A 24,805-nucleotide genomic window follows, 5' to 3' on the forward strand; every position below is an offset into this window, starting at 1 on the left:
TGTGTCGCGACTTCATTCTACCAGAGATCTGCAAACCATGTCTCTTTTTCTTTTTGCGAAACTTATTCTACCTTATCGAGCCGGGTGGAGCCGGCGGGAAAATGCAGGATATGCTTCACATCGGCAGCCGGATGTTGTATAATAATGTCTGTTACGATAAAACGCCCCGCGGATCTTTTGCGCGGCGTGCGCCGTGTAAATTTTGATGAAAGGGGGCGGTCCTGTGGACAGCAGTCTTACTGTGGACAGCGCGGTGGGCGCTGACTCGGAAGAGGTCGTAAACGCATTCACGAAGTTTTTTCAGGCCCCGAACCTGTGGCTGAGGGTGCTCTATGTGGTGCTCCTGCTGGCGGTGTGCCTGATCGTCATGAAGCTGCTGATGTCGGTGCTCAACCGGGCGCTGGACCGACTGAATATTGAGAAGGGGCTCCATACCTTTATCAAGTCCGTGGTTAAGATCCTGCTCTGGTTCGTGACCATTATCATTGTCCTGGGCTATGTGGGGATAGAGGTCACATCCCTGATCGCGCTGTTGTCTGTCATCGGCCTGGCCATCTCCCTGGCCATCCAGGGCACCCTCTCCAATCTGGCGGGCGGCATCCAGGTGCTGGTGTCCAAGCCCTTCAAGGCGGGGGACTACATCGAGACGGACAGCGTGAGCGGCACGGTGAGCGAGATCGGCCTGGTGTATACCAAGATCAAGACCTATGACAACAAGATGATCATGATCCCCAACGGCCAGATCTCCTCCGCCAAGATCACCAACTATACCGCCGAGGAGCGCCGCCGGGTGGACCTGAAGTTCAACACCTCCTACGACGCGCCGGTGGAGCTGGTGAAGGAGACCATCCAGTCGGTGATCCGCAGCCATCCCAAGGCGCTGCGGGACCCGGCGCCCTTTGCCCGGGTCTCGGCCTATCAGGACAGCTCCATTGAGTACGCCGTGCGCGTGTGGTGCGCCACGGAGGACTACTGGACGCTGTATTCCGACCTGCTGGAGCAGGTCAAGGCCGCCTTTGACCAGAACGGGATCGAGATGACGTACAACCATTTGAATGTCCATATGATACGGGAGTAAGAGCGCACAGGAGGCGGTTGCCTATGGAGAAGCAATTTTCCGCGGCCGGACAGGGGCTGATGAAGGTTTTTTTCGGCGTATGCCTGTCCGCAGCCTATGTGCTGCTGAACACCATGGGGCTGGTCCTGGTGCTGATGCCCCTGCGGGTACTCTCCGCCATTATATGCCTTGCCGTCTTCTTCCTGGTGTTTGTGGGGCTGACCGCCTCTTCCGTTGCGGAGAGCGGCTACCGGCGGGCCATCTGGTGCGCCCGGATCAGCGCTGTGGTGGGACTGCTGGCCGCGTTGAGCGTGGATAACCCCATCCTGATCCTCTCCCTGGCGGTGGTGCGCCAGCTGCTGGAGCTGGCAGGGATCTTTGTGGTCTGCCGTCTGTCCGGCCGCCTGATGGCGGAGCGGGATGGGGCCACAGACCGCAGGGGAGAGCTGACCTGGCGGCTGTGCGTGCTGTGCGGCGCGTGCGGCATTTTCTGCGGCATATCCATCTTTATCCTCCATATGAGCGGCAGGATGATGCTGGCCGTGGTGGCAGTCTATCTGGCATTACAGCTGCTGGTACGGCTGATCTTCATGGTGTTTCTCTACCGGAGCCGGGGGGTACTGACGGCCCGCTGAGAAAAAGAGAAGAGCGCCGGGCGTTCCAACGCGCACGGCGCCGCAGGCGGCCCGGCCCTGCTCAGGACTGGGGACGGGCCAGGCCGTGGATAAAGCCGTCCAGCTGGCTGGAGAGCACCTCGCCGCCGATGACGGTATTTTTGTAGACCAGCAGGCCGGCCTGGACGCCGGTCTCGCCGGTGGGGTAGTTGGTGATGGTATAGGCGTAGCGCTTGACCCGCTTGCCGCAGTATTTGGTCAGGTCAAAGCCCTGGCTGGCCTGGAGGTCCAGGTATTGGGCGTAGGTCTCGTCAAAGGTCTCCGGGATCAGGAGCTCCTCCACCGCGGCGGGCTCCGGGTCCACGGTCCAGCCGTACTGCTCCAGATAGGCCACCCGGTCCTCGTTGGTCCTGACGCCGTCGGGGTCCACCAGGGCGGAGACCGCCGTTCCCCTCCCGCCCAGGAGGACGAACAGGGCCACCAGCGCGCCGCAGAGCACCACTCCGGCCACGGCCGCGGCGGTGAGTTTTCTGCGGTCTACTTTGGCGGTAAAGATAAACACAGCGCAACGCTCCCTCCGTTTTATGTCGTGGTAATCCATATGTGGGCGGGGCAGGGGTTATGCCAGAAAGCGGCGGCAAAACAGACGGACAGGGAGGACAGCATGGAGCGACTGGACAAGATTCTGGCCTCCACGGGGCGGTGGTCCCGGCGGGAGGTAAAGGAGCTGGTGCGGGCCGGACGGGTGACGGCCAACGGCGGAACGGTGCGCAGCCCGGAGGAGAAGTACCAGCGGGAGGGCCTGGATCTGCGGGTGGACGGACAGAGCGTGCTCTGTGCCCGGTACACCTACCTGATGCTGCACAAGCCGGCGGGGCTGGTGTCGGCCACGGAGGACCCCAGGCAGCCCACAGTGCTGGAGCTGCTGCCGGAGCACCTGCGGAAGATCGGGCTCTTTCCTGCCGGGCGGCTGGACCGGGACACCGAGGGGCTGCTGCTCCTGACCAACGACGGCGCCCTGGCCCACGACCTGCTCTCCCCACGCAAGCACGTGGACAAGACCTACTTTGTCCAGGTGGATGGGGCGCTGGACCAGTCGGACGTGGAGGCGTTCCGGAGCGGCATGACCCTGGGGGACGGGCTGGTCTGCCTGCCCGCCGGGCTGGAGCTGCTGGAGGCGCCCGACGAGGCCATCGTGACCCTGCGGGAGGGGAAGTACCACCAGATCAAACGGATGCTGGCGGCGCGGGGCAAACCGGTGCGCTACCTGAAGCGGCTCACCATGGGCCCCCTGGCGCTGGACGAGGGCCTGGAGAAGGGGGCCTGGCGTCCCCTGACGGGGGAAGAATTGGACCAGCTGCGGGCTGTTCCAGGAGCTGGAACAGAAGAATCCACAAAAGAATTTGCAGAATAAGTGCTGAAAACGGCGAAAAAACAGCGAACTTTTCCTCTTGTCGTCACAAATTCAGGAAGTGTCAGACTGAGTTCGGCAATTTCCACAAAAATTTTTGCGTTTCCTATTGAAATGCACAAAAAAATCCGCTATACTGTAAAGGAAAATGTGCGTTCCCATGATAATAGAGTTTGAGGGAGGCTGTCGCCTATGTCCAGCAGGATTTTCCAGAGCGTCGTATTACAGATGAAAGAGAGCTCAGACAGAGCCATTGGCGTCATCGATTCCGAGGGCACGGTAGTGGCCTGTAATGAGTTGACCAATATTGGCGAGCGTTGGCCCGGTGCGGTGGAGGCGGTGAACGCCGCGGGAAACGAGATCGTCACCTTTGAGGGCAAGACCTTCAAGCCCCTGACCGGCTGGGGCGCTCAGTTTGACTACGCCGTGTTCGTCCGCGGGGAGGACGAGCAGTCCAGACTGATCTGCGCCATGGCTGCCGTGGCGCTCAACGGGGCCAAGACCTACTATGAGGAGAAGCATGACAAGGCCACCTTTGTCAAGAACATCATCTCCGACAACATCCTCTTGGGTGATATCTACGTCCGGGCCAAGGAGCTGCACTTTGTCTCCGAGGTGCCCCGCGCCGTGTTCCTGATCCGCCAGGTGGGCTCCACCGACGTGGGCGCCATCGACGTGGTCCAGTCCCTGTTCCCCGAGAAGCAGGTGGACTTCGTCCTCTCCATCAGCGAGACCGACGTGGCCCTCATCAAGCAGCTGTCCGACACCACCGAGAGCAAGGACCTGTACAAGGTGGCCAAGCAGATCGAGGACGCCCTGGCCGAGGAGCTCAACGTGAAGGCGGTCATCGGCATCGGCACCATCGTCAACCACATCCGGGACCTGGCCCGGGCCTACAAGGAGGCCCAGGTGGCCATCGACGTGGGCAAGGTGTTCGACACGGAGAAGAGCATCATCAACTACGAGAACCTGGGCATCGGCCGTCTGATCTACCAGCTGCCCACCACCCTGTGTGAGATGTTCCTCCAGGAGGTCTTCAAGAAGAACCCCATCGACGCCCTGGACCAGGAGACCCTGTTCACCATCAACAAGTTCTTTGAGAACAACCTGAACGTGTCCGAGACGGCCCGCAAGCTCTTTGTCCACCGGAACACCCTGGTGTACCGCCTGGAGAAGATCAAGAAGCTGACCGGCCTGGACCTGCGGGAGTTTGACGACGCCATCACCTTCAAGGTGGCCCTCATGGTCAAGAAGTACCTGATCTCCCGGGGCATTGATTCCTGAACATGACAACCGTATAGGGGACGCCGGTCTCGGCGTCCCCTATACGTAGTTGAATGGATATGCATTGATACGCATGATAACGATCACGCAGACGAGGTAGCTATGATTCGACTCATCGATATCTACAAGACCTATGACAACGGCACAAAGGCCCTGAAGGGGATCAACCTGCGCATTGACGACGGGGAGTTCGCCTTTCTGGTGGGCCCCTCGGGCTCGGGCAAGTCCACCATCATCAAGCTGCTGACGGCCGAGGTGGCCCCCACCGACGGCCGCCTGATGGTCAACGGCTATAACCTGAACACCATCCGGCCCCGTCAGGTGCCCTATCTCCGGCGCACCCTGGGGGTCATCTTCCAGGACTTCCGGCTCATCGAGAAGAAGACGGTGGCGGAGAACCTGACCTTTGCCATGCGGGTGGTGGGGGCCTCCTCCCGGGAGATCCGCAAGCGGATCCCCTATGTGCTGGATCTGGTGGGCCTGTCCAAGAAGAAGGACATGTGCCCCAACCAGCTCTCGGGCGGCGAGCAGCAGCGTGTGGCCATCGCCCGGGCGCTGGTGAACAATCCCAGCATGATCATCGCCGACGAGCCCACCGGCAACCTGGACCCCCAGCGCTCCCTGGAGATCATGATGCTGCTGGAGCGCATCAACGAGCTGGGCACCACCATGCTGGTGGTCACCCACGAGAAGGAGCTGGTCAACCGCTTCTCCAAGCGGGTGGTGGCCATTGAGAGCGGCAGGATTATCAGCGACGAGACAGGCGGGTATTACAACAATGAGACAACGTTTTAATTTCGGCTATTTTCTCTCCGAGGGCGTCCACAGTATCTTTACCCACGGTCTCATGTCCTTTGCCGCCGTGTGTATGATCGTGGCCTGCCTTCTGATCATGGGCTCCTTCTCCCTGGTGGCGGTCAACGTGGGGGAGATGCTGGGCGAACTGGAGCGGGACAACGAGTTCCTGGCCTACGTGGATGAGAACCTGTCCGCGGAGGATGTGGCGGCCCTGAAGGGCACGCTGGAGGCGGTGCCCAACGTGGCCTCGGTGGAGTTCATCAGCAAGGAGACCGCCAAAGAGGACTACGTGGAGGAGTACGCCAGCGGAGAGGACGCCGACCTGTTCCTGGAGCTGCCCGACGAGGTGTTCCGGGACCGGTACAGCATCAAGGTCACGGACATTGAGCAGTTCTCCGCCACCGTGGCGGCGGTGGAGGCGGTGCCCGGCGTGGTGAATATCCAGGCCATCCCGGAGATCGCCCAGGGCTTTGTGGTGGTGAGCAACGTGGCCAGCGGCGTCGCCATTATCCTGGTGGTCATGCTGGTGGTCATGTCCCTGTTCATCATCGCCAACACCATCAAGCTGGGTACCTTCACCCGGCGGGACGAGATCGCCATCATGAAGATGTGCGGCGCCACCAACAGCTTTGTGCGCTGGCCCTTTGTGGTGGAGGGCATGATCCTGGGCCTTGTGGGCGCGGTGGTGGCCTTCCTGCTCCAGTGGGGGGTGTACAGCCTCATCGGCCAGGCCATCGAGACGTCCGACACCATCCAGCTCATCACCATCATCCCCTTTGACGCCATGGCGCTGAAGGTGCTGGGCATCTTCTGCGGCACCGGCCTGGTGGTGGGCGTGGGCGGCAGTATGGTGGCCATCGGCAAGTTCCTGCAGGTATAAGGGGAACAACAAAAAAGGAGATACTCATGGCACAGAAACAACAGAACCAGAAGACGGGAAAGAAGAAGGTATGGGACACCAGAAGGGTCCTGATGGCGGTCCTGGCCTGTGTGATGGTGGTGCTTCTGCTCCTGCCCATCCTGACCATGGCCATGCCCGCGGCACGGGCCGTGACCGAGGATGAGCTCCGGCAGCAGATCGAGGACCTGAAGGGGAGCGCCTCCGACGTGGAGAGCAAGAAGGAGGAGCTCCAGAGCCAGCTGGAACAGGTCCAGGGCCAGAAGGACAAGGCCATGCAGGAGAAGCAGCTCCGGGACCAGGAGCTGGCCTACATCGACCAGCAGATCGCCAACACGGAGAGCCAGATCGCCTACTATGACCAGCTCATCGAGGAGGAGACCGCCAATCTGGCCGAGGCCCAGGCCAAGGAAGAGGCCCAGTACGAGCTCTTCTGCCAGCGGGTGCGGGCCATGGAGGAGGCGGGCAACGTCTCCTACTGGGCCATCCTCTTCAATGCCAGCAGCTTTTCCGACATGCTGGACAAGCTGGTGTTTGTCCAGGACGTGATGGACTACGACAACGCGGTGATCGAGCAGCTCAAGGCGGACCGCCAGGCGGTGGCCGACGCCCTTGCCTCGCTGGAGAGCTCCCGCACCGAGCAGGCCAACCAGAAGACCCTGCTGGACCAGCAGCGTGCGGACCAGGCCGTCAAGGTGGAGCAGGCCGCCCAGGTGCTGAAGAACCTGGAGGACGACGTGGCCGAGTATGAGCGGCTGCTGGAGGCCCAGGCCGCCGAGGAGGCCCGGGTCAACGACGAGATCGCTGAGCGTGAGGCCGAGCTGGAGGAGCTGATCAAGAAGAACCAGATCCAGTTCACCGTCAGCAACGGCTGGCTCTACCCCCTGCCCACCAGCTGCATGACCCTGACCTCGGCCTTCGGCTACCGGATCCACCCAATCACCGGCCGGCCCCACAGCCACACCGGCACGGACATCGCCGCGCCCTACGGCACGCCCATCAAGGCGGTGAAGAGCGGCGTGGTCACCATCTCGGAGTACGGCAGCTCCTACGGCAACTATGTGGTCATCAGCCACGGCGACGGCACTACCAGCCTCTACGCCCACATGAGCAGCCGGGCGGTGAGCGCGGGCGACGTGGTCAGCCAGGGCGACGTCATCGGCTACGTGGGCTCCACGGGCAACTCCACCGGCAACCATCTCCACCTGGAGATCCGGGTCAACGGCACCCGGGTGGACCCGGAGCAGTACTGGCCCGACCTGCCCTTCTACCGCCAGTACAACACCTGACAACAGAAGAATGTGCTTATGACGGGAGCGGGCGGGGGAGACACCCCCACCCGCTTCCGGTTTTTTATAACGCATCCGTACAATCTCTGCCCTGAAAGGAAGCATTCCAATGAGAAAAAAGCGATTTTCCCCCCTGGCCCTGATCCTGGCCGTGGTGATCACCCTGGCCGTTACCCTGGGCGGCGTGGCCCTGGCCGCCTGGGCGTTCATCGGCCCCCAGGCCCTCACCCTGCTGGAGGGGCTGGCCCTTGTCAACACCCGGTTTGTGGGGGAGTATGAGGAGAGCGAGGTGGTGGACGCGGCCATGACCGGCATGGTGTCCGGCCTGAACGACCGCTGGTCCTACTATCTGGACCCGGAGAGCTACGCCGCCACCCAGCAGCGCCGCCAGAACGTGTATACCGGCATCGGCGTCACGGTCAACTATACCGACGAGGCCGGCCTTACGGTCATCGCGGTCACCGAGGACGGCCCCGCCGATCAGGCCGGGCTCCAGGTGGGGGATGTGATCACCGCGGTGGACGGCACCTCCCTGGCCGGAGACGCCCGGTATGACGGCGCCGACCTGATCCAGGGCGAGGCGGGCACCACCGTGGAGCTGGAGGTCCGGGGCGCCGACGGCACGGTGCGCACCGTCACCGCCACCCGGGCCCAGCTGGAGACCGACCCGGTGGAGTACGAGCTGCTGGAGAGCGGCGTGGGCTATATCCAGGTGAAGAACTTCTACCGCCGCAGCGCCGACCGGGTGAAGGAGGCGGTGGACGACCTGGTGGCCCAGGGCGCCACGGCGCTGGTGTTCGACATGCGCAACAACGGCGGCGGCTATCTGGACGAGCTCACCGAGATGCTGGACTATCTGCTGCCCGAGGGGCCCATTTTCCGCCAGCAGGACCGGGAGGGCAACGAGAAGGTGACCAACTCGGACGCCCATTTTATCGACCTGCCCATGGCCACCCTGGTCAACGCGGACACCTACTCTGCCGCCGAGTTTTTCGGCGCTGAGCTCCAGGAGCAGGGGGTGGGGGTGATCGTAGGGGAGCCCACCTCCGGCAAGGGTTACTCCCAGCAGACTTTCCCGCTGTCCGGCGGCGGCGGCCTGGGCATCTCCACCGAGAAGTATTTCACCGGCAACGGCGTCTCCCTCATCGGCACGGGCGTCACCCTGGACCGGGAGGTGTACCTCTCCGAGGAGGAGGGACAGCTGCTGCTGGCGGGCCAGCTGCCCCACGGGGAGGACGCCCAGCTCCAGGCCGCCCTGGAGCTGCTGGGCGCGGCATAAGCCCATTGTCTGCGAGTCAAATCGTCGGCGCAGCCCGGCGGCTGTCCCGGAGGGGACGCCGCCGGGCTTTTCCATGGCATGGAGACGGGCCCGGGAGAATATACTTCCTCTGATCCTGGGCGGCTGTGCCGCCTCACGACAAGGACTGCGGGGGAGCGGATATGCTGGGCTATGTGGCGCTGACAGGGGAGAAGGGCCGGAAGATAATGCTGGAGCAGACAGAGGTAATGGGCCTGCCGCTGGTCCGGGCGCAGGTGCCGGGGATGGGCGGCCGGCATGAGAAGCGGCTGGCGCGGCGGGTGGAGCGGGCCGCCCGGCGGCTGAGGGAGGCGGGGGTCCGCCGGGTGCTGACCGGGCCGGACTTTCCCTACTGGGACCTGCTGGAGGCACAGGGCCTGGGGGGCGTGGACCCGGGGCCTATGTGCCAGGCCATGGCCGCGCCTCTGGCCCTGGCGGCGCTGGAGGGAGGCGTATGTCCTCCTGAGCGGGCGGTGGTGGCGCTGCGGGGCGGCCGGGTGTCCCGGCCTTTCTTCCAGGCCGCAGTGGCGCTGTGCGCCCGGGTGCGGGGCGTGGAGGTGCGGGCGCCCGGCGGCGGGGCGGAGCTGGCGGACTATCTGCGGCGGGAGTACGGCCTGCCGGTGCTGGAGCGGGAGCGTCCCGACCTGATCGTGGAATTTTCTCCCATAACATCCGAGCCGGAGGGAGGTCCCGCCATGGTGCTCCACGGGCCGTCCCTGCGCCTGCTGGGGCTGACGCTCCGCCCGGCCATGCCTGTTCCCGACGGCTTTGCACCGCTGCCCCTGACAGCCGCCCTGTGGGAGACAGGCTGCCTGCCGCAGCCGCCTGAGGTGGTCCCAGAGGGGAAAAAGATGACATGGGGGGTGTTTTTGGGGCGGAAAGGCCCTTGACAGAACCAGACAAACTACATATAATACGTAACGTCACTATTGCGAGATAGTGTGTTTTTTCTTATACGCAAAAATAGGGACCGACCGGGCAGAACCAGCTCCGGTCCCTTGACGGTTGAATGAAATTTTGTTGAAACGGAAAGGTGTGCGCAGCAGCATGGCGAAAGAATTCAAGCTCAGCCCTGAGCGCTGGAAGGAACTGAAGGACGAACTGGTCTATCTGAAGACAGTCCGCGAGAAAGAGGTGGCCGATCAGATCAAGGAGGCCCGCTCCTTCGGCGACCTGAGCGAGAACAGCGAGTACGACGAGGCCAAGAACGAGCAGGGCAAGCTCTACTCCCGGATCGCCGAGGTGGAGAACATCCTGGAGAACTGCGTGGTCATCGAGGAAGAGATCCACGACGGCAAGACCGTCCGCCTGGGCAGCAAGCTCAAGGTGCTGGACGTGGAGTTCAACGAGGAGCTGGACTACGAGGTGGTGGGCTCCCAGGAGGCCGACCCCATGAACGGCCGCATTTCCGAGGACTCCCCCTTCGGCCGGGCCCTGCTGGGCAAGAGCGTGGGCGAGGACGTGGTGGTGGAGGCCCCCGCGGGCGCGCTCCACTACAAGGTGCTGTCCATCAGCAAGTAAGCCGGGGCGCGGCCCCAGCGGGAACAACATAAGAGAGGCCGGGACCACCCGGCCATAAGATAAGGAGCAAGGAGTATGACAGAGAATACCAACGCCCCCCGCCAGGAGGAGCAGTCCCTTTCGGAGCTTCTCCAGATCCGCCGGGACAAGCTGAAGGACCTGCAGGACGCGGGCATGGACCCCTTCCAGCAGACCAAGTACAGCGTGACCGCCCACTCCCAGGAGATCAAGGACAACTTTGAGACCATGGAGGGCCAGACGGTCTCCGTGGCCGGACGGCTCATGTCCAAGCGGGGCATGGGCAAGGCCATGTTCTGCGACCTGCAGGACGTCCAGGGCCGCATCCAGCTGTACGTCCGCATCGACGAGCTGGGTGAGGAGCCTTTCGCCCGGTTCAAAAAGGTGGACATCGGCGACATCGTGGGCGTGGAAGGCGAGGCCTTCCGCACCAAGCGGGGGGAGATCTCCGTCAAGGCCAAGAAGGTGACCCTGCTCTCCAAGTCCCTCCGGCCCCTGCCCGAGAAGTTCCACGGCCTGACCGACAAGGAGACCCGTTACCGCCAGCGGTACGTGGACCTGATCGTCAACCCGGAGGTGCGCCAGGCCTTTGTGATCCGCTCCCGGTTCATCAAGCACGTGCGGGAGTTCCTGGACAACCGGGGCTATATGGAGGTTGAGACCCCCGTGCTCAACACCATCTCCGGCGGCGCCACCGCCCGGCCCTTCATCACCCACCACAACACCCTGGACATCGACATGTACATGCGCATCGCCACCGAGCTGCCCCTGAAGCGGCTGATCGTGGGCGGCATGGACCGGGTGTACGAGCTGGGCCGTATCTTCCGCAACGAGGGCATGGACCCCAAGCACAACCCCGAGTTCACCACGGTGGAGCTCTACGAGGCCTTTGCTGATTTCCACGACATGATGGACCTGTTCGAGGACCTGCTGTCCTCCGCCGCCCAGAAGATCCTGGGCACCTACGAGGTGGAGTGGCAGGGGGAGAAGATCGACCTGACCCCCGGCTGGCCCCGGCTGCCCATGCACGAGGCGGTGAAGCAGTACACCGGCCTGGACTTTATGGCCATCACCTCCGACGAGGAGGCGGTGGCGGCCGCCAAGTCCATCGGCGTGGAGCTGCCCGAGACCGCCGACAAGACCTGGGGCAACGCCCTGTACGAGGTGTTTGACCAGCGGGTGGAGGAGAAGCTGATCCAGCCCACCTTCATCACCATGCACCCCGTGGACGTGTCCCCTCTGGCCAAGCGGTCCCCCAAGGACCCCCGGCTCACCGAGCGGTTCGAGCTGTTCATCTGCCACAGCGAGATGGGCAACGCCTTCTCCGAGCTCAACGACCCCATCGATCAGCGCCAGCGCTTCCAGAAGCAGGTGGAGCTGCGGGACAAGGGCGACGACGAGGCCGGCATGATGGACGAGGACTTCCTCAATGCCCTGGAGTACGGCATGCCCCCCACGGGCGGCCTGGGCATCGGCATCGACCGCTGCGTGATGATGCTTACCAACTCTGATACCATCCGGGACGTGATTCTGTTTCCGACCATGAAGCCCCTGGATTAATAGCACAAACAGCATACCGGAGGAGAGCCATCCCTTCGGTATGCTGTTCTGCGTAAAACGGGAAAAATGGCGGAACGAATCACGCCCCCGCTATACTGTGGAGGCGTTAGTTTGAAAAAATATATCGGTATCTGGTTCAGAGACATGCTGATCCGGAGAAAGAGTATGAATGCCACCCGCATGGTGGCTGGGAGCTTCGCTATCATTATTCTGTTGGGAACGCTGCTGCTGATGCTGCCCATTGCATCCCAGAACGGCCAGAGCGCCGGATTTCTTACCAGCCTGTTCACCGCCACCTCCGCCACCTGCGTGACCGGTCTCATCCCGGTGGACACGGGCATGAGCTGGACCTTCTTTGGCCAGTTGGTCATTATTCTGCTGATACAGGTGGGCGGCCTGGGCTTTATGACCGTGCTGTCGCTGTTCTCACTGCTGCTGCGCCGCCGTATCGGCTTGTCTGAGCGGCTGATCATAGCATCCACGCTGAACCTGAACGACATGGACGGCGTGGTCCGGGTGGTACGTCATGCGCTGATGGTGACATTCACCATGGAGGGTATCGGCGCAGTGGTGCTCTCTACCCGGTTTATTCCTCAGTTTGGCCTTCTGGGCGGCATCTGGCGGGGAATTTTCCACGCCATTTCCGCCTTCTGCAACGCCGGATTCGATTTGGTAGGTGGAAAGTTCGGCGCCTTTACAAGTCTGGAAGGGTACAACAACGATCCGCTGGTGCTGGGCACGATTATGGTGCTGATCGTGTCCGGCGGTCTGGGCTTTTTCGTATGGGAGGATATGCTTCGGGTCAAAAGATGGAAAGGCTTTTCCTTTTACACGAAAATGGTGCTCACCATTACTGCCGGGCTGCTGATTTGCGGCGCTGTGTTCTTCCTGTGCGTGGAGTACAACAACCCCGCCACCTTTGGATCCATGCCGCTGCCCCAGAAGGTGCTCAACGCGATGTTCCAATCTGTGACGCTGCGTACGGCGGGCTTTGCATCCTTTAATCAGGGCGGTCTGCAGGACAGCTCCATTGTGGTCTCCTGCGTCCTGATGCTGATCGGCGGATCCTCGGGCTCCACAGCCGGCGGACTGAAGACGGTGACGGCGGCGCTGCTGCTGCTGAGCCTGCGGGCCAATCTGGCCGGCCGGGAGCAGGTGACCATCCGGGGGCGGGCCATCTCTTACCGAAAGGTCATCGACGCCATGACACTGGCGCTGATCATCGTATTCCTGTTTATGACAGGCTCCATTCTGATCTCTCTGGCGGATGGGGTACCCTATCTTCATGCCGCCTTTGAAACAGCGTCGGCACTGGGCACGGTGGGCGTGACCGTGGGCATTACGCCTTCCCTGAGTCCTGTTTCTCACGTGATTCTTATCTGCCTGATGTATCTGGGCCGTATCGGTGTTCTTACCTTCTCCATGGCATTCCTGACCAGGAGCCGCTATCCGGCAAAAATCAAATATCCGAATCTGGACGTTATGATCGGCTGACGGCAGACAGAGCCGTCGATTCTGCATCCGCCAACAGCGGAGAAAGGTGAATTATCATGAAGACTTTTGTTGTCATTGGACTGGGACGTTTCGGCACTGCCGTGGCCACTGAGCTTTGTGAGCTGGGGCACGAGGTGCTGGCCATTGATGCCAGCGAGGAAGGCATACAGCAGGTGGCCGACCGGGTTACCCATGCCGTGGCCGGCGATGCACGGGATCCCGCCGTGCTCCGTGCCCTGGGTGTGCGCAATTACGACTGCGCCATTGTGGCTGTGGGCGACGACGTGGGCAACAGCGCTCTGATTACGCTGAATCTGAAGGAGATTGGCGTCAAGCGGGTCATCTGCAAGGCCCAGAGCCATGTCCACCGGAAGGTACTGGAGAAAATTGGCGCCGACCGGGTGGTGTTCCCCGAACATGAGATGGGCGTCAAGCTGGCCCAGGGGCTGTCCAGCTCCAATGTACTCAATTTTATTGAGCTTTCCGAGGACTTCGGCATTGTGGAGCTGGAGATCCCCAAGAGCTGGCAGCGCCGGTCCATCCGGGACCTGGACGTCCGGGCCAAGTACCACGTCAACATCATCGCCGTCCGCAAGGGGAGCACCGGCCAGCTGGAGGTGTCCCCCGGCGGCGACTACGTGCTGGAGACCAAGGACGCGGTGGTCACCCTGGGCCGGAACGAGGACATCAACCGCCTGCACGACCTGTAAGCGGCAGGCTGACACAGAGACAAGGAGGCCCCTATGGAGCACATTACCAGCCGGCAGAATCCCCTGATGGTCCGCATTAAAAAGTTGGGGCACAGCCGCGCCCAGCGGAGGAAAGAGGGGGTATTCGTCTGCGAGGGGCCCAAGCTGATCGGGGAGGCCCTGAAGTGGGGGGCCTGCGTGGAGACCGTGCTGGCGGCGGAGGGGAGCCCGTTTCCTCAGGGCCTGTCCCAGGAGACCCGTCAGGTGGAGGTGCCCGACAGCCTGCTCCAGGCGGTCTCCTCGGTGGAGACGCCCCAGGGGCTGCTGGCCGTGTGCCGCACCCCGGCGCTCACGCCGCCGGACAAGCTGACCGGCAGCCGCTACCTGGTGCTGGACGGCGTCCAGGACCCGGGCAATCTGGGCACCATCTGGCGCACCGCCGACGCCTTCGGGGCCGACGGACTGCTGCTGGTCAACGGCTGTGCCGACCCCTGGAGCCCCAAGACCATCCGGGCCACCATGGGGGCCTGCTTCCGCCTGCCCGCCTGGGAGGCGGACCTGGAGACCGTCCGGGCCCTGCTGGACGGGGCGGACATCCCCCTCTACGCCACCGCCCTCCGGGCGGATACGGTGGACGTGCGGGACGTGGACCTGAAGCGGGCCGCCGTGGTCATCGGCAGCGAAGGACAGGGCATCTCGGACGAGGCCCTGTCCCTGTGCCGGCGGACCATCAAGATCCCCATGCGGGAGCGGTGCGAGTCCCTGAACGCCGCCATGGCGGCCGGGGTGGTGCTGTGGGAGATGTGCCGGTAAAAAATGAAATAATAGGAGGGGACGGCTGTGGCAGCGCTGAAATACTGGATCTGGCTCACCACGCGGCGGGGTATCACGCCCCTTCAGACCTTTCAACTGCTGGACCGCTTCGGCACGCCCGAGGCGGCCTACTTTGCCGACCGGGAGGAGTACCGCCTGTGGGGCCTGACCGAGTGGCAGCAGCGGGCCCTGCTGGACAAGAACCTGGACGGGGCTGAGCGCATCCTGGCCGACTGCGACCGGCTGGGCATCCGCATCCTCACCATCCAGGACGCGGAGTACCCCGAGCGCCTGCGGCAGATTGAGAATCCCCCCTGCGTGCTCTATGTGAAGGGGAAGCTGTTCCCCTTCGACGAGCTGGTGACCGTGGGCGTGGTGGGCAGTCGGCGGCCCACGGAGTATGGCAAGATCATGGCGGGCCGCCTGGGCATGGAGCTGGCCAGAGGGGGCGCGCTGGTGGTGTCCGGCATTGCCCGGGGCCTGGACGCGGCGGCCCTCCGCGGCGCCCTGAAGGGCGGCGGCAGCGTGGTGTCCGTGCTGGGCGGCGGGACCGACGTCATCTACCCGCCGGAGAACCGCTGGCTCTATGAAGATGTGGCGGCGGCCGGAGCCCTCATCTCCGAGTACCCGCCGGGGACGGAGAACAAGGGCGAACACTTTCCCGTCCGCAACCGGATCATCAGCGGATTGTCCCTGGGCGTGGCTGCCGTGGAGGCGACGGAGCACAGCGGCACCTTGATTACCATGCGCCTGGCCCTGGACCAGGGCCGGGACGCCTTCGCGGTGCCCGGCAACGCCGACGCGCCCATGAGCCGGGGCACCAACCTGCTCATCCAGCGGGGCGAGGCCAAGCTGATCCTGTCCGGGTGGGATATTCTGTGTGAGTATGAGTATCTGCTGCCCGGCCGGGTGAGCCGTCCGGAACCCCTCCCTGCTCAGGAGGAGGCGGCGCGGCTGGAGGCGCCGGAAGCCCCCGCGGAGCCGGAGCGCCCCCGGACTGTCACGGCTGAAACGGTTGACAACCCTGAAAAAATGGCATATATTACCTTACAAGACCAGGGCGGGGAGTTCACCGACGACGAGCGGGACATTCTCCTGGCCCTGGAGGGGCGGGCATTGCGGACAGACGACCTGGTGGAGCTGACCCAGATCCCCGCCCGCAGGGTGTCCAGCGCCCTGACCATGCTGCAGATCCGCGGCTACGTGGAGGAGAAGGCGGGCAGGCGTTTTGAGAGCACCGTGATATTGAAGCGAGAATAAGCCGGGGGAGCCGGGCCGAAGACACGAGCGGGTTCCCCTTTTGGAGGTATATCGTGGCAAAGACAAATCTGGTTATCGTGGAGTCTCCGGCCAAGGCCAAGACCATTACGAAATACCTGGGCCCTGGGTACCAGGTCAAGGCGTCCATGGGCCACGTGCGCGACCTGCCCAAGAGCAAGCTGGGCGTGGACGTGGAGCACGGCTTCACCCTGGACTACCAGCCCATCAAAGGCAAGGAAGAGGTCATCGACGACCTGAAGAAGGCCGCCAAGAAGAGCGACCAGATCTTCCTGGCCACCGACCCGGACCGGGAGGGCGAGGCCATCTCCTGGCACCTGAAGGAGCTGCTGGGTCTGCCCGACGAGCGGACCCACCGGGTCACCTTTAACGAGATCACCAAGAAGGTGGTCAACGAGTCCATCGCCCACCCCCGGGCCATCGACATGGACCTGGTGGACGCCCAACAGGCCCGGCGTGTGCTGGACCGGATCGTGGGCTATCAGATCTCCCCGCTGCTGTGGAAGAAGATCCGCCGTGGCCTGAGCGCGGGCCGGGTCCAGTCTGTGGCCACCCGTCTGGTGGCTGAGCGGGAGCAGGAGATCCGGGACTTCAAGCCCGAGGAGTACTGGACCCTGGAGGCCGAGCTGGAGCGGGTGGCCCCCGCTGCGGGCAAGTTCAAGGCGGCCTTCTACGGCCGGGAGAAGAAGATGGAGCTCCACAGCGAGGAGGAGGTCAACGCGGTGGTGTCCGCCGTGGAGCACGCCCCCTTCTCGGTGCGGGGCGTGAAGCGGCAGGACAAGCAGCGCAACCCCGCGCCCCCCTTCACCACCTCTACCCTCCAGCAGGAGGCCTCCCGCAAGCTGAACATGACCCCCCGGCGGACCATGTCCATCGCCCAGCAGCTCTATGAGGGCGTGGACATCGCGGGGGAGGGCACCGTGGGCCTCATCACCTATATGAGAACCGACTCCCTGCGCCTGTCCGAGGAGGCCACGGCGGCCGCCAGGAGCTTCATCCTGGGCCGTTACGGCCAGGAGTACTATCCGGGCAAGCCCCGGGTCTACAAGGCCAAATCGGGCGCCCAGGACGCCCACGAGGCCATCCGTCCCTCCGACGTGAACCTGACCCCCGACGACGTGAAGAAGGACCTGACCAGCGAGCAGTACCGGCTCTACAAGCTGATCTGGAGCCGGTTCCTGGCCTGCCAGATGGCCGCCGCCGTGTACGACAGCGTGACCATCGACGTGGAGTCCGCCGGGTACACCTTCCGGGCCAACCACTCGGCCATCAAGTTCTCCGGCTATATGGCGGTGTACGTGGAGGGCAAGGATGAGGAGGAGGACGAGTTCCAGTCCCCGCTGCCCGACCTGAAGGAGGGGGAGCCCCTGGACCTGCGGAAGCTCAACCGGGACCAGCACTTCACCCAGCCCCCCGCCCGCTACACCGAGGCCACCCTCATCAAGGCCCTGGAGGAGAAGGGCATCGGCCGACCCTCCACCTACGCCCCCACCGTGTCCACCATTCTGGACCGGGAGTACGTGGTGAAGGAGGGCAAGTACCTGCGCACCACGCCCCTGGGCGAGGTGGTCACCGGGCTGATGAAGGACAAGTTCCCCGACATCGTGGACACCGCCTTTACCGCCCACATGGAGGAGCAGCTGGACGAGGTGGAGACCGGCAAGGTCAACTGGCGGGAGCTCATCAGCGGCTTCTACGGCGGCTTTGAGAAGGAGCTCCAGCAGGCGGAGAAGGACCTGGACGGCGAGCGCATCAAGGTGCCCGACGAGGTCTCCGAGGAGATCTGCCCCAAGTGCGGCCGGAACCTGGTCATCAAGTCGGGCCGGTTCGGCCGGTTCCTGGCCTGCCCCGGCTGGCCCGAGTGCGACCACACCCAGCCCATTGTGATCGAGATGCCCGGCCGCTGCCCCAAGTGCGGCGGACGGATTCTGAAAAAGACCTCCAAGCGGGGATTTGCCTACTACGGCTGCGAGAACAACTCCGGCCGCAACGGCGTGAAGTGCGACTTCATGACCTGGGACGTGCCGGTGAAGGACAACTGCCCCTCCTGCGGCCACACCATGTTCAAGAAGTCGGGCAAGGGGTTCCGCAAGCCCTTCTGCATCAACCCCGAGTGCCCCAACTTCCTGCCCGAGGACCAGCGGGGCTACAAGAAGAAGCCCGCCGCCGAGGGCACGGCCGCAGAGGCCGCCCCCGCCGAGGGGGAGGAGAAGCCGAAAAAGGCCGCCGCCAAAAAGACGGCAGCCAAGAAGCCGGCGGAGAAAAAGACGGCGGAGAAGAAGCCCGCCGCCAAGAAACCCGCGGCCAAGAAGGCGGCTGCCAAGCCCGCCGCCAAAAAGACAACGGCCAAGAAGGCCGCCAAGACCGAGGAATAACCCTGGGGCAGGGACGGGGAAGCGCCCGCCCCTGCCCTCTTGCGATACAAAGGAGATACGATGGAACCAGTGATTGTAATCGGCGCGGGCCTGGCCGGGTCCGAGGCCGCGTGGCAGCTGGCCCAGCGGGGTATCCCGGTGGAGCTGCGGGAGATGAAGCCGGAGAAGATGACCCCCGCCCACCACACGCCCTGGTTTGGCGAGCTGGTGTGCTCCAACTCCCTGCGGTCCGACCAGCTGGAGAATGCGGTGGGCCTGCTGAAGGAGGAGCTGCGGCGCATGGGCTCCCTGATCCTGTCCTGCGCCGACGAGCACCGGGTGGAGGCGGGCGGGGCCCTGGCGGTGGACCGCCACGGCTTTGCCCAGGCCATTACGGACAAGATCCGCAGCCATCCCCTCATCACCGTGGTGGAGGGGGAGGTGGAGCACCTTCCGGCGGAGGGACAGGTCATCGTGGCCTCCGGCCCTCTGACCTCTGACGCCCTGGCCGAGGACATCAGGGCCTTTTTCCCTGAGAGCCACTACCTGAATTTCTTCGACGCCGCCGCGCCTCTGGTGACCTTTGAGAGCGTGGACATGGACAGCGCCTTTTTCGCCTCCCGGTACGACAAGGGCACCCCGGACTATATCAACTGCCCCCTGACCGCGGAGGAGTACGAGGCCTTCTGGACCGAGCTGTGCGCCGCCCAGGAGGCGGAGGTCCACGGCTTTGAGGACAAGAACGTGTTCGAGGGCTGCATGCCCGTGGAGGTCATGGCCCGCCGGGGCCACGACACCCTGTGCTACGGCCCCCTGAAGCCCCGGGGCCTGAAGGACCCCAAGACGGGCAAGGAGCCCTTTGCGGTGGTGCAGCTGCGCAAGGACAACGCCGACGGCACCATCTACAACCTGGTGGGCTTCCAGACCCACCTGAAGTGGCCGGAGCAGCGGCGGGTGTTCTCCATGATCCCCGCCCTGAAGAACGCCGAGTTTGTCCGCTACGGGGTCATGCACCGCAACACCTATCTGGACTCCCCCCGGCTGCTGGACCGGTACTACCGGGTGAAGAAGGACCCCCGCATCTGCTTTGCCGGTCAGATCACCGGCGTGGAGGGGTATGTGGAGTCCACCGCCTCCGGCTTCCTGGCGGCGCTGGAGCTGTCCCGCCGCCTGCGGGGCCTGCCGCCCGTGGACTTCCCCCAGGAGACCGCCACCGGCGCCCTGGCGCTGTATATCAGCAACGAGAGCGTCACCGACTTCCAGCCCATGAACGTGAATTTCGGCATCATCCCGCCTCTGGGCTATAAGGTGAAGGGCAAGCGGAATAAGAATGCCGAGCTGTCCAGGCGGGCCCTGGAGAAGCTGGCCGAGCTGGACACGGAGTAAGGCCTTTTATGGGACAGGAGGCGGTCAGCCGCCCGCCTCCAGCACCAGCCGCAGGGCCAGACGGAAGCCGTGGCGGAAGCAGACCAGCCGTTCGTGGTAGGCGGCTTCGGCCTCCAGGTCGTTGAGGCGGTCCAGAAATTCCAGACCCAGGGCGGCGTGGATGCGGCTGTAACAGGCGTCAAGGGCCTGCTGACGCTGGTCCGCTTCGGGCGCACGGCTGAACTCCAGCCTGTTGCGCGTCAGCTCTGATTCAAAGAGTTCTTCCAGTAAGTCAGTCATAAGCAAGACCTCACCTTTAAGTTGAGATTAGGATATCATTTTAAAGATTAGGTGTCAAGGGGTGAAGCTATGTTCCGAAGGGAAATATTTGCATCGCGGCTGCGTGGGCTGCGCCAGGAACGAAAAGAGGCACAGCCTGTGCTGGCGGACTTGCTGGGCGTAAGTGTGAATCAGATTAGCGAGATGGAGCGAGGAAGAAAGACCACTTCTTTTGAACGCTTGGTGCTGCTCTGCCAGCACTATAACGTCTCCTCTGACTATCTGTTGGGCCTGAGCGACAAGCGGCAGCCTCTGGATGAGAAAGAAAAGCCCGAAGCGTGATGCTCTGACGGTATGCCTGTCAGGAGGACGCATGGAGTTTAAGGATATTTTTTCACAACGGCTGCAAACGCTGCGCAAGAGCGCCGGAGAGAATCAGGAGGCGCTGGGGGCAGTCATTGGAATTGGAAAAACCGGAGTCAGCGAAATGGAGAACGGTCGAAAGACAACAACGGCAGAAAAGATAGCACTGATCTGCCGTCACTACAATGTTACAGCCGACTATCTCCTTGGATTGACGGACTGTCCCAGACCGCTGAATGGGGAAGAGCCAGTGAATCGTGATGTATAATAGGGAAGTATTTGGCGCACGCCTGCGGGAGCTGCGGAACGAGAAAAAAGAGACGCAGAGAGATTTGGCTGATTTTCTTGGCGTAAAGCAGAACCAGATTGGCGAGATGGAGAATGGGCGCAAGGCGTCCACATTTGCCAAGCTGGCCATGCTCTGTGAGCACTACAATGTCTCTGCTGACTATCTGCTGGGCCTGACCGACGAGCGGCGGCCTCTGCGTAAGGGCGAGGCTTTGTAGTGTGATGGGCAGGACAAAAGAAATTTTCCCTCAGAGAATGAGAGAACTGCGCAAGCAGACCGGCCAGCCCCAGAAGGTGCTGGCGGAACTGCTGGATGTCAGCGTCAACCAAATCAGCGAGATGGAAAAGGGAACGAGGATGACAACGCTGGAAAAGCTGGTGGTCATCTGCCAGCACTACAACGTCTCCGCCGACTATCTGCTGGGCCTGACCGATGAGCGGCGGCCTCTGCGTGAGGACAGATAAAGAAAACAGTTTTTGGGAGGAATCAACATGAAAATCATCGTAGACGCCATGGGCGGCGACAACGCCCCGGCCTCCAACGTCAGAGGCGCCCTGCGGGCGGTGAAGGAGCTGGGGGCCCAGGTGATCCTGGTGGGCCGCGGGGAGGACATCCTGGCCGTCCTGGCCGAGGACGGCATCAAGGAGCTGCCCGCGGGCATGGAGATCGCCCATGCCTCCGAGGTGGTGGAGATCTGCGACAACCCCGCCACCGCCTTCAAGGAGAAGAAGGACTCCTCCCTCACCGTGGGCCTGAACCTGCTCAAGGAGGGGAAGGGGGACGCCTTTGTGTCCGCCGGCAGCACCGGCGCCCTGCTCTCCGGTGCCACCCTGCTGGTCAAGCGGGTGAAGGGCATCCGCCGGGCGGCCATGTGCCCCGTGGTGCCCACCGCCAAGGGGGGCGCCCTGCTCATCGACTGCGGCGCCACCGCCGAGTGCACCCCCGAGTATCTGCTCCAGTTCGCCTTCATGGGCTCCTACTACGCCGAGCGGGTCATGGGCCGCCCCGAGCCCCGGGTGGGCCTGCTGAACATCGGCGCCGAGGAGTCCAAGGGCACCGACCTCCAGCGTGAGACCTGGAAGCTGCTGAAGAAGGCGGACGCTGAGGGCCGCATCCACTTTGCCGGCAACGTGGAGGGCAAGGAGGCCGTGCTGGGCGCGGTGGACGTGATCGTCACCGACGGCTACTCGGGCAATATCTTCCTCAAGACCATGGAGGGCGCGGGCAGCTTCCTGGCCGGCGAGCTGAAGAAGATGTTCATGAAGAGCGTCACCACCAAGCTGGCCGCCCTGCTGGTGAAGGACGGCATCAAGGACTTCAAGCGGATGATGGACTCCCGTGAGGTGGGCGGCACCGCCCTGGTGGGTATCTCCAAGCCGGTCATCAAGGCCCACGGCTCCTCCGACGCCTACGCCATCCGCAACGCCATCCGTCAGGCCATGCAGTTCGCCTCTTCCGGCATCATCGACGACATCACCGAGAACGTGGAGTACATGCGCCTGCCCGTCATGCACAAGGCCGACGCCCAGTGAGGCACGGGACACATGTCTGAATCCTGACGGACAAAAACGGGAAGAATGTTTTGTAATCTTGCTCCAGGCATAAAAATTTGCAAATGCTATTGACACGCTGGCGGAATGTGCCTATTATTTTAGTGCAAGAGATGCCGCGCGCGGCAATTAAATAACTGGGAGTAGATAGCTATGATTTTCGACAAGCTGACCGAACTGCTGGCTGAACAGTTCAGCGTAGAGCCTGAGAGCATCACCATGGACACTTCCTTTGAGGACGATCTGGGCGCCGATTCCGTGGATCTCGTGGAGCTTTCCATGGGCCTGGAGGAGGAGTTCGGCATCGAGGAGATGAGTGAGGAGGACGTGGCCACCATCAAGACGGTGGGCGATCTGGTGCACTATCTCCAGGGCAAGGTCGAGGAATAAAACGCAACGAGATCAAAGCCCCGCCGGGTGCGGGGCTTTGATTTTTACTGGGAGGGAAACACATGGAGAAGCTGGAGGAGAAGCTGGGCTATACCTTTCAGAACCGGGCCCTGCTGGAGAACGCTCTGACCCACAGCTCTTACGCCAATGAGAACAAGCATACCGGCGCGCAGAGCAACGAGCGGCTGGAGTTTCTGGGGGATTCGGTGCTGGGCATGGTGACGGCCGACTACCTCTACCGGGTCCATCCGGACCTGCCGGAGGGAGATCTGACCCGTACCCGGGCGGCCCTGGTGTGTGAGGGCAGTCTGGTGGAGGTGGCGCAGCAGCTGGAGCTGGGCGCCTACCTGAAGCTGGGCAAGGGTGAGGACGCCGGCGGCGGCCGGGAGCGCCCCTCTATCGTGGCCGACGCGGTGGAGGCCGTGCTGGCGGCGGTCTACCTGGACGGCGGCATCGGCTCTGCCCGGAAGATCATCCAGCGGTTCATTCTGGACCGGGAAGAGGAGAAGAGCGGCAGCCGGGACTACAAGACCGCGCTCCAGGAGCTGGTCCAGCGGGAGAGCGGCCAGGTGCTGGCCTACCGGCTGGTGGGCTCCACCGGCCCGGACCACGCCAAGCGCTTCCAGGTGGAGGTGGAGCTCAACGGCGCCCCTGTGGGGGCCGGCGAGGGCCGCAGCAAGAAGGAAGCGGAGCAGATGGCGGCCAAGGCTGCCATCGGCAAGCTGAAGGGGTAAGCGGCCGCCATCTGCTCGGCTGCGAGCGGGAGCGAGCCGCCGCTGTGCGGCGTCCAAGGCCCGGCGCAGCCGGGGCCTTGATGGCAGGGCGGAAATGCGCCCTGCCAGATGAAAAAAGAAATAAGCGTCCGGGCGGCTATGCCGCCTGGGCGCAGGTGGCGGCCAAGGCGGCCATCTGCAAGCTGAAGGGCTGAATAGACACAGACAAGCGGGCGCACCGGATCTTCCGGTGCGCCCGCTGCTGTTATGCCAGTCAGTTCTGCTTCCGCTTCCGCCCCATGATATAGCCGCTGAGGGCCGCCACAATGGGGACGGTGAGGATGATACCCATGGACCCGGCCACGCCCTGGAGCAGCTCCAGGCTCATCAGGTCGCTGTTGAGCAGCTGCATGATGGGGTAGTCATAGACCTGGAAGAGGAGCAGGGTGTTCAGGGAGGAGCCGGCAAAGGCCAGGATCAGGGTGTTGGCCATAGTGCCCATGGCGTCCCGGCCGATGTTCATGCCGGAGCGGAACAGGCCCAGGGGGGAGAGCTCGGGGTTGTGGGTGTGCAGCTCGTGGAGGGAGGAGGCGATGGCCATGGCCACGTCCATCACCGCGCCCATGGAGGAGATGAGGATACCGCACACCAGCAGCCCGCTGATCTCCAGACCGCCGTCAGCGGCCCGGAGCACCAGGGCCTCGGCGTTCTCGGTGTTGAAGCCGTTGAGGGGCGTCAGGGTGCCCACAACGGCGGCGGAGATACCGGCAACCGCCACGCCGCCCACGCAGCCCAGGGTGGCGCACAGGGTCTTGAGGGTGGGGCCGTCCAGCAGCAGCAGGGACGCGGCGGAGGTGAGGGCGATGATGGCCACTGTGGCAGGGATGGGCGGCACCCCCTGGAGCATCATGGGCAGGAGCAGGAACCAGACGCAGGCCAGGGTGAAGAGCAGGCCCAGCAGGGCCTTGACTCCCTTCCAGCCGCCCACCAGGACCATGACAAGGGCAAAGACCAGGACAAAAGCGCCCACCACCTGCCAGCGGTCGTAGTTGAAGATGTTCACCACGTAGAGCGCGCCGCTGTCATCGTAGCCCAGCTGGACGATGAGACGGGTGTTCTCTTTGGCGTCCAGGTTGGTGTAGGCGTTGAGGTAGTTGTAGGCCTCCAGGAATTCCCCCTTGTGCTCCCCGGAGCAGATCTCCAGCTCCAGCAGCTGGGTGCCCAGCCTGCGGCCCTCCGACCAGTCGTCGGCCTGGGCGTTGTCCATCAGCACGTCGTTGACCCGGGCCACGGCGAAGATCATCTGGCTGGTGCTGGTGGGGATGTCGCCCGGCTTCGGGGCGTTGAGGTAGATGCCCAAACCCACCAGCAGGGCCAGGACCAGAAGGGAGGCCGCGATGGAGGCGATCCTTCCGGCGGTGAGGTGGGGGAGCCGGAGCTTTCTGGGGGAACTGTCCTGTTTTTTCATAGAATCCCTGCCT

Annotated in this window: 27 protein-coding genes; 24 read left to right on the top strand and 3 right to left on the bottom strand. The window is 63.3% G+C overall.

Annotation, left to right across the window (positions count from 1 at the left end; genetic code table 11):
• The first annotated feature begins 223 nt into the window (after positions 1-223).
• Together WMO64_RS13525 and WMO64_RS13530 are read left to right on the top strand one after the other, a co-directional pair.
• Entirely contained in the window at positions 224-1,078 is an 855-nt protein-coding gene (locus WMO64_RS13525) for a mechanosensitive ion channel family protein (protein ID WP_294522042.1), read from the top strand.
• A gap of 23 nt (positions 1,079-1,101) precedes the next feature.
• Complete coding sequence (locus WMO64_RS13530; protein WP_294522045.1) at positions 1,102-1,692, top strand: hypothetical protein; 591 nt, start codon at positions 1,102-1,104, stop codon at positions 1,690-1,692.
• Positions 1,693-1,753: 61 nt separating this feature from the next.
• Here WMO64_RS13530 and WMO64_RS13535 read toward each other — a convergent pair whose 3' ends face one another.
• The gene (locus WMO64_RS13535; RefSeq protein ID WP_294522048.1) at positions 1,754-2,233 is read right to left on the bottom strand and encodes a DUF4830 domain-containing protein; all 480 of its coding nucleotides are present in this window, start codon (positions 2,231-2,233) and stop codon (positions 1,754-1,756) included.
• 102 nt (positions 2,234-2,335) lie between these two features.
• On the opposite strand from WMO64_RS13535, the gene WMO64_RS13540 reads away from it, so the two are divergent.
• The 15 genes from WMO64_RS13540 to trmFO all read left to right on the top strand — a co-directional run bounded on the left by WMO64_RS13540 (position 2,336) and on the right by trmFO (position 19,761).
• Complete coding sequence (locus WMO64_RS13540) at positions 2,336-3,085, top strand: pseudouridine synthase (RefSeq protein ID WP_294522052.1); 750 nt, start codon at positions 2,336-2,338, stop codon at positions 3,083-3,085.
• Between the two features lie 189 nt (positions 3,086-3,274).
• Entirely contained in the window at positions 3,275-4,366 is a 1,092-nt protein-coding gene (locus WMO64_RS13545) for a PucR family transcriptional regulator (RefSeq protein WP_294522054.1), read from the top strand.
• A 102-nt stretch (positions 4,367-4,468) separates the two neighbouring features.
• Positions 4,469-5,161, top strand: a complete 693-nt coding sequence (gene ftsE, locus WMO64_RS13550) for a cell division ATP-binding protein FtsE (RefSeq protein ID WP_148317485.1) — start codon at positions 4,469-4,471, stop codon at positions 5,159-5,161.
• The gene (gene ftsX, locus WMO64_RS13555; protein WP_294522059.1) at positions 5,145-6,044 is read left to right on the top strand and encodes a permease-like cell division protein FtsX; all 900 of its coding nucleotides are present in this window, start codon (positions 5,145-5,147) and stop codon (positions 6,042-6,044) included. The genes ftsE and ftsX overlap by 17 nt, the downstream gene beginning before the upstream one ends.
• A gap of 26 nt (positions 6,045-6,070) precedes the next feature.
• Complete coding sequence (locus WMO64_RS13560; RefSeq protein WP_349232309.1) at positions 6,071-7,351, top strand: murein hydrolase activator EnvC family protein; 1,281 nt, start codon at positions 6,071-6,073, stop codon at positions 7,349-7,351.
• 109 nt (positions 7,352-7,460) lie between these two features.
• Positions 7,461-8,630: a S41 family peptidase gene (locus WMO64_RS13565; RefSeq protein ID WP_349232310.1), complete on the top strand. Its 1,170-nt coding sequence runs from the start codon at positions 7,461-7,463 to the stop codon at positions 8,628-8,630.
• A gap of 161 nt (positions 8,631-8,791) precedes the next feature.
• Entirely contained in the window at positions 8,792-9,538 is a 747-nt protein-coding gene (locus WMO64_RS13570; RefSeq protein WP_349232311.1) for a hypothetical protein, read from the top strand.
• Positions 9,539-9,695: 157 nt separating this feature from the next.
• Complete coding sequence (greA, locus tag WMO64_RS13575) at positions 9,696-10,169, top strand: transcription elongation factor GreA (RefSeq protein WP_006573963.1); 474 nt, start codon at positions 9,696-9,698, stop codon at positions 10,167-10,169.
• A gap of 75 nt (positions 10,170-10,244) precedes the next feature.
• Complete coding sequence (lysS, locus tag WMO64_RS13580) at positions 10,245-11,747, top strand: lysine--tRNA ligase (RefSeq protein ID WP_294522074.1); 1,503 nt, start codon at positions 10,245-10,247, stop codon at positions 11,745-11,747.
• 144 nt (positions 11,748-11,891) lie between these two features.
• Positions 11,892-13,241: a TrkH family potassium uptake protein gene (locus WMO64_RS13585; RefSeq protein WP_294522089.1), complete on the top strand. Its 1,350-nt coding sequence runs from the start codon at positions 11,892-11,894 to the stop codon at positions 13,239-13,241.
• Between the two features lie 56 nt (positions 13,242-13,297).
• Positions 13,298-13,951: a potassium channel family protein gene (locus WMO64_RS13590; protein WP_294522077.1), complete on the top strand. Its 654-nt coding sequence runs from the start codon at positions 13,298-13,300 to the stop codon at positions 13,949-13,951.
• A gap of 33 nt (positions 13,952-13,984) precedes the next feature.
• Entirely contained in the window at positions 13,985-14,743 is a 759-nt protein-coding gene (locus tag WMO64_RS13595; RefSeq protein WP_294522079.1) for a TrmH family RNA methyltransferase, read from the top strand.
• Positions 14,744-14,770: 27 nt separating this feature from the next.
• The gene (gene dprA / locus WMO64_RS13600) at positions 14,771-16,003 is read left to right on the top strand and encodes a DNA-processing protein DprA (protein ID WP_294522082.1); all 1,233 of its coding nucleotides are present in this window, start codon (positions 14,771-14,773) and stop codon (positions 16,001-16,003) included.
• A 53-nt stretch (positions 16,004-16,056) separates the two neighbouring features.
• Positions 16,057-18,396: a type I DNA topoisomerase gene (gene topA, locus WMO64_RS13605; RefSeq protein ID WP_349232312.1), complete on the top strand. Its 2,340-nt coding sequence runs from the start codon at positions 16,057-16,059 to the stop codon at positions 18,394-18,396.
• 60 nt (positions 18,397-18,456) lie between these two features.
• A complete protein-coding gene (gene trmFO, locus WMO64_RS13610) occupies positions 18,457-19,761 on the top strand; it encodes a methylenetetrahydrofolate--tRNA-(uracil(54)-C(5))-methyltransferase (FADH(2)-oxidizing) TrmFO (protein ID WP_349232313.1) in 1,305 nt (434 codons plus the stop codon).
• A gap of 24 nt (positions 19,762-19,785) precedes the next feature.
• On the opposite strand, the gene WMO64_RS13615 is transcribed toward trmFO, so the two are convergent.
• A complete protein-coding gene (locus tag WMO64_RS13615) occupies positions 19,786-20,040 on the bottom strand; it encodes a DUF6809 family protein (protein ID WP_294521129.1) in 255 nt (84 codons plus the stop codon).
• A gap of 69 nt (positions 20,041-20,109) precedes the next feature.
• Between WMO64_RS13615 and WMO64_RS13620 the strand changes: the two genes are divergently transcribed.
• The 7 genes from WMO64_RS13620 to rnc all read left to right on the top strand — a co-directional run bounded on the left by WMO64_RS13620 (position 20,110) and on the right by rnc (position 23,345).
• Positions 20,110-20,361, top strand: coding sequence for a helix-turn-helix domain-containing protein (locus tag WMO64_RS13620; protein ID WP_349232314.1), 252 nt, complete (start codon positions 20,110-20,112; stop codon positions 20,359-20,361).
• A gap of 31 nt (positions 20,362-20,392) precedes the next feature.
• Positions 20,393-20,650, top strand: a complete 258-nt coding sequence (locus WMO64_RS13625; protein WP_349232315.1) for a helix-turn-helix domain-containing protein — start codon at positions 20,393-20,395, stop codon at positions 20,648-20,650.
• Positions 20,643-20,888: a helix-turn-helix domain-containing protein gene (locus WMO64_RS13630; RefSeq protein ID WP_349232331.1), complete on the top strand. Its 246-nt coding sequence runs from the start codon at positions 20,643-20,645 to the stop codon at positions 20,886-20,888. The genes WMO64_RS13625 and WMO64_RS13630 overlap by 8 nt, the downstream gene beginning before the upstream one ends.
• A gap of 4 nt (positions 20,889-20,892) precedes the next feature.
• A complete protein-coding gene (locus WMO64_RS13635) occupies positions 20,893-21,135 on the top strand; it encodes a helix-turn-helix domain-containing protein (protein WP_294521131.1) in 243 nt (80 codons plus the stop codon).
• A 27-nt stretch (positions 21,136-21,162) separates the two neighbouring features.
• Complete coding sequence (gene plsX / locus WMO64_RS13640; protein WP_294521126.1) at positions 21,163-22,203, top strand: phosphate acyltransferase PlsX; 1,041 nt, start codon at positions 21,163-21,165, stop codon at positions 22,201-22,203.
• A 171-nt stretch (positions 22,204-22,374) separates the two neighbouring features.
• Positions 22,375-22,611 carry an acyl carrier protein gene (gene acpP / locus WMO64_RS13645; protein WP_294521125.1) on the top strand — a complete coding sequence of 79 codons (237 nt, stop codon included), beginning with the start codon at positions 22,375-22,377 and terminating at the stop codon, positions 22,609-22,611.
• A 62-nt stretch (positions 22,612-22,673) separates the two neighbouring features.
• Positions 22,674-23,345 (top strand): ribonuclease III, encoded by a 672-nt coding sequence (gene rnc / locus WMO64_RS13650; RefSeq protein ID WP_294521124.1) that lies wholly within the window; start codon positions 22,674-22,676, stop codon positions 23,343-23,345.
• A gap of 253 nt (positions 23,346-23,598) precedes the next feature.
• On the opposite strand, the gene WMO64_RS13655 is transcribed toward rnc, so the two are convergent.
• Positions 23,599-24,792 (bottom strand): YibE/F family protein, encoded by a 1,194-nt coding sequence (locus WMO64_RS13655; RefSeq protein WP_349232316.1) that lies wholly within the window; start codon positions 24,790-24,792, stop codon positions 23,599-23,601.
• Between the last annotated feature and the right edge of the window lie 13 nt (positions 24,793-24,805).

Origin of the sequence: Pseudoflavonifractor intestinihominis (assembly GCF_040096055.1) — a bacterium.
Lineage (GTDB): Bacteria > Bacillota > Clostridia > Oscillospirales > Oscillospiraceae > Pseudoflavonifractor > Pseudoflavonifractor intestinihominis.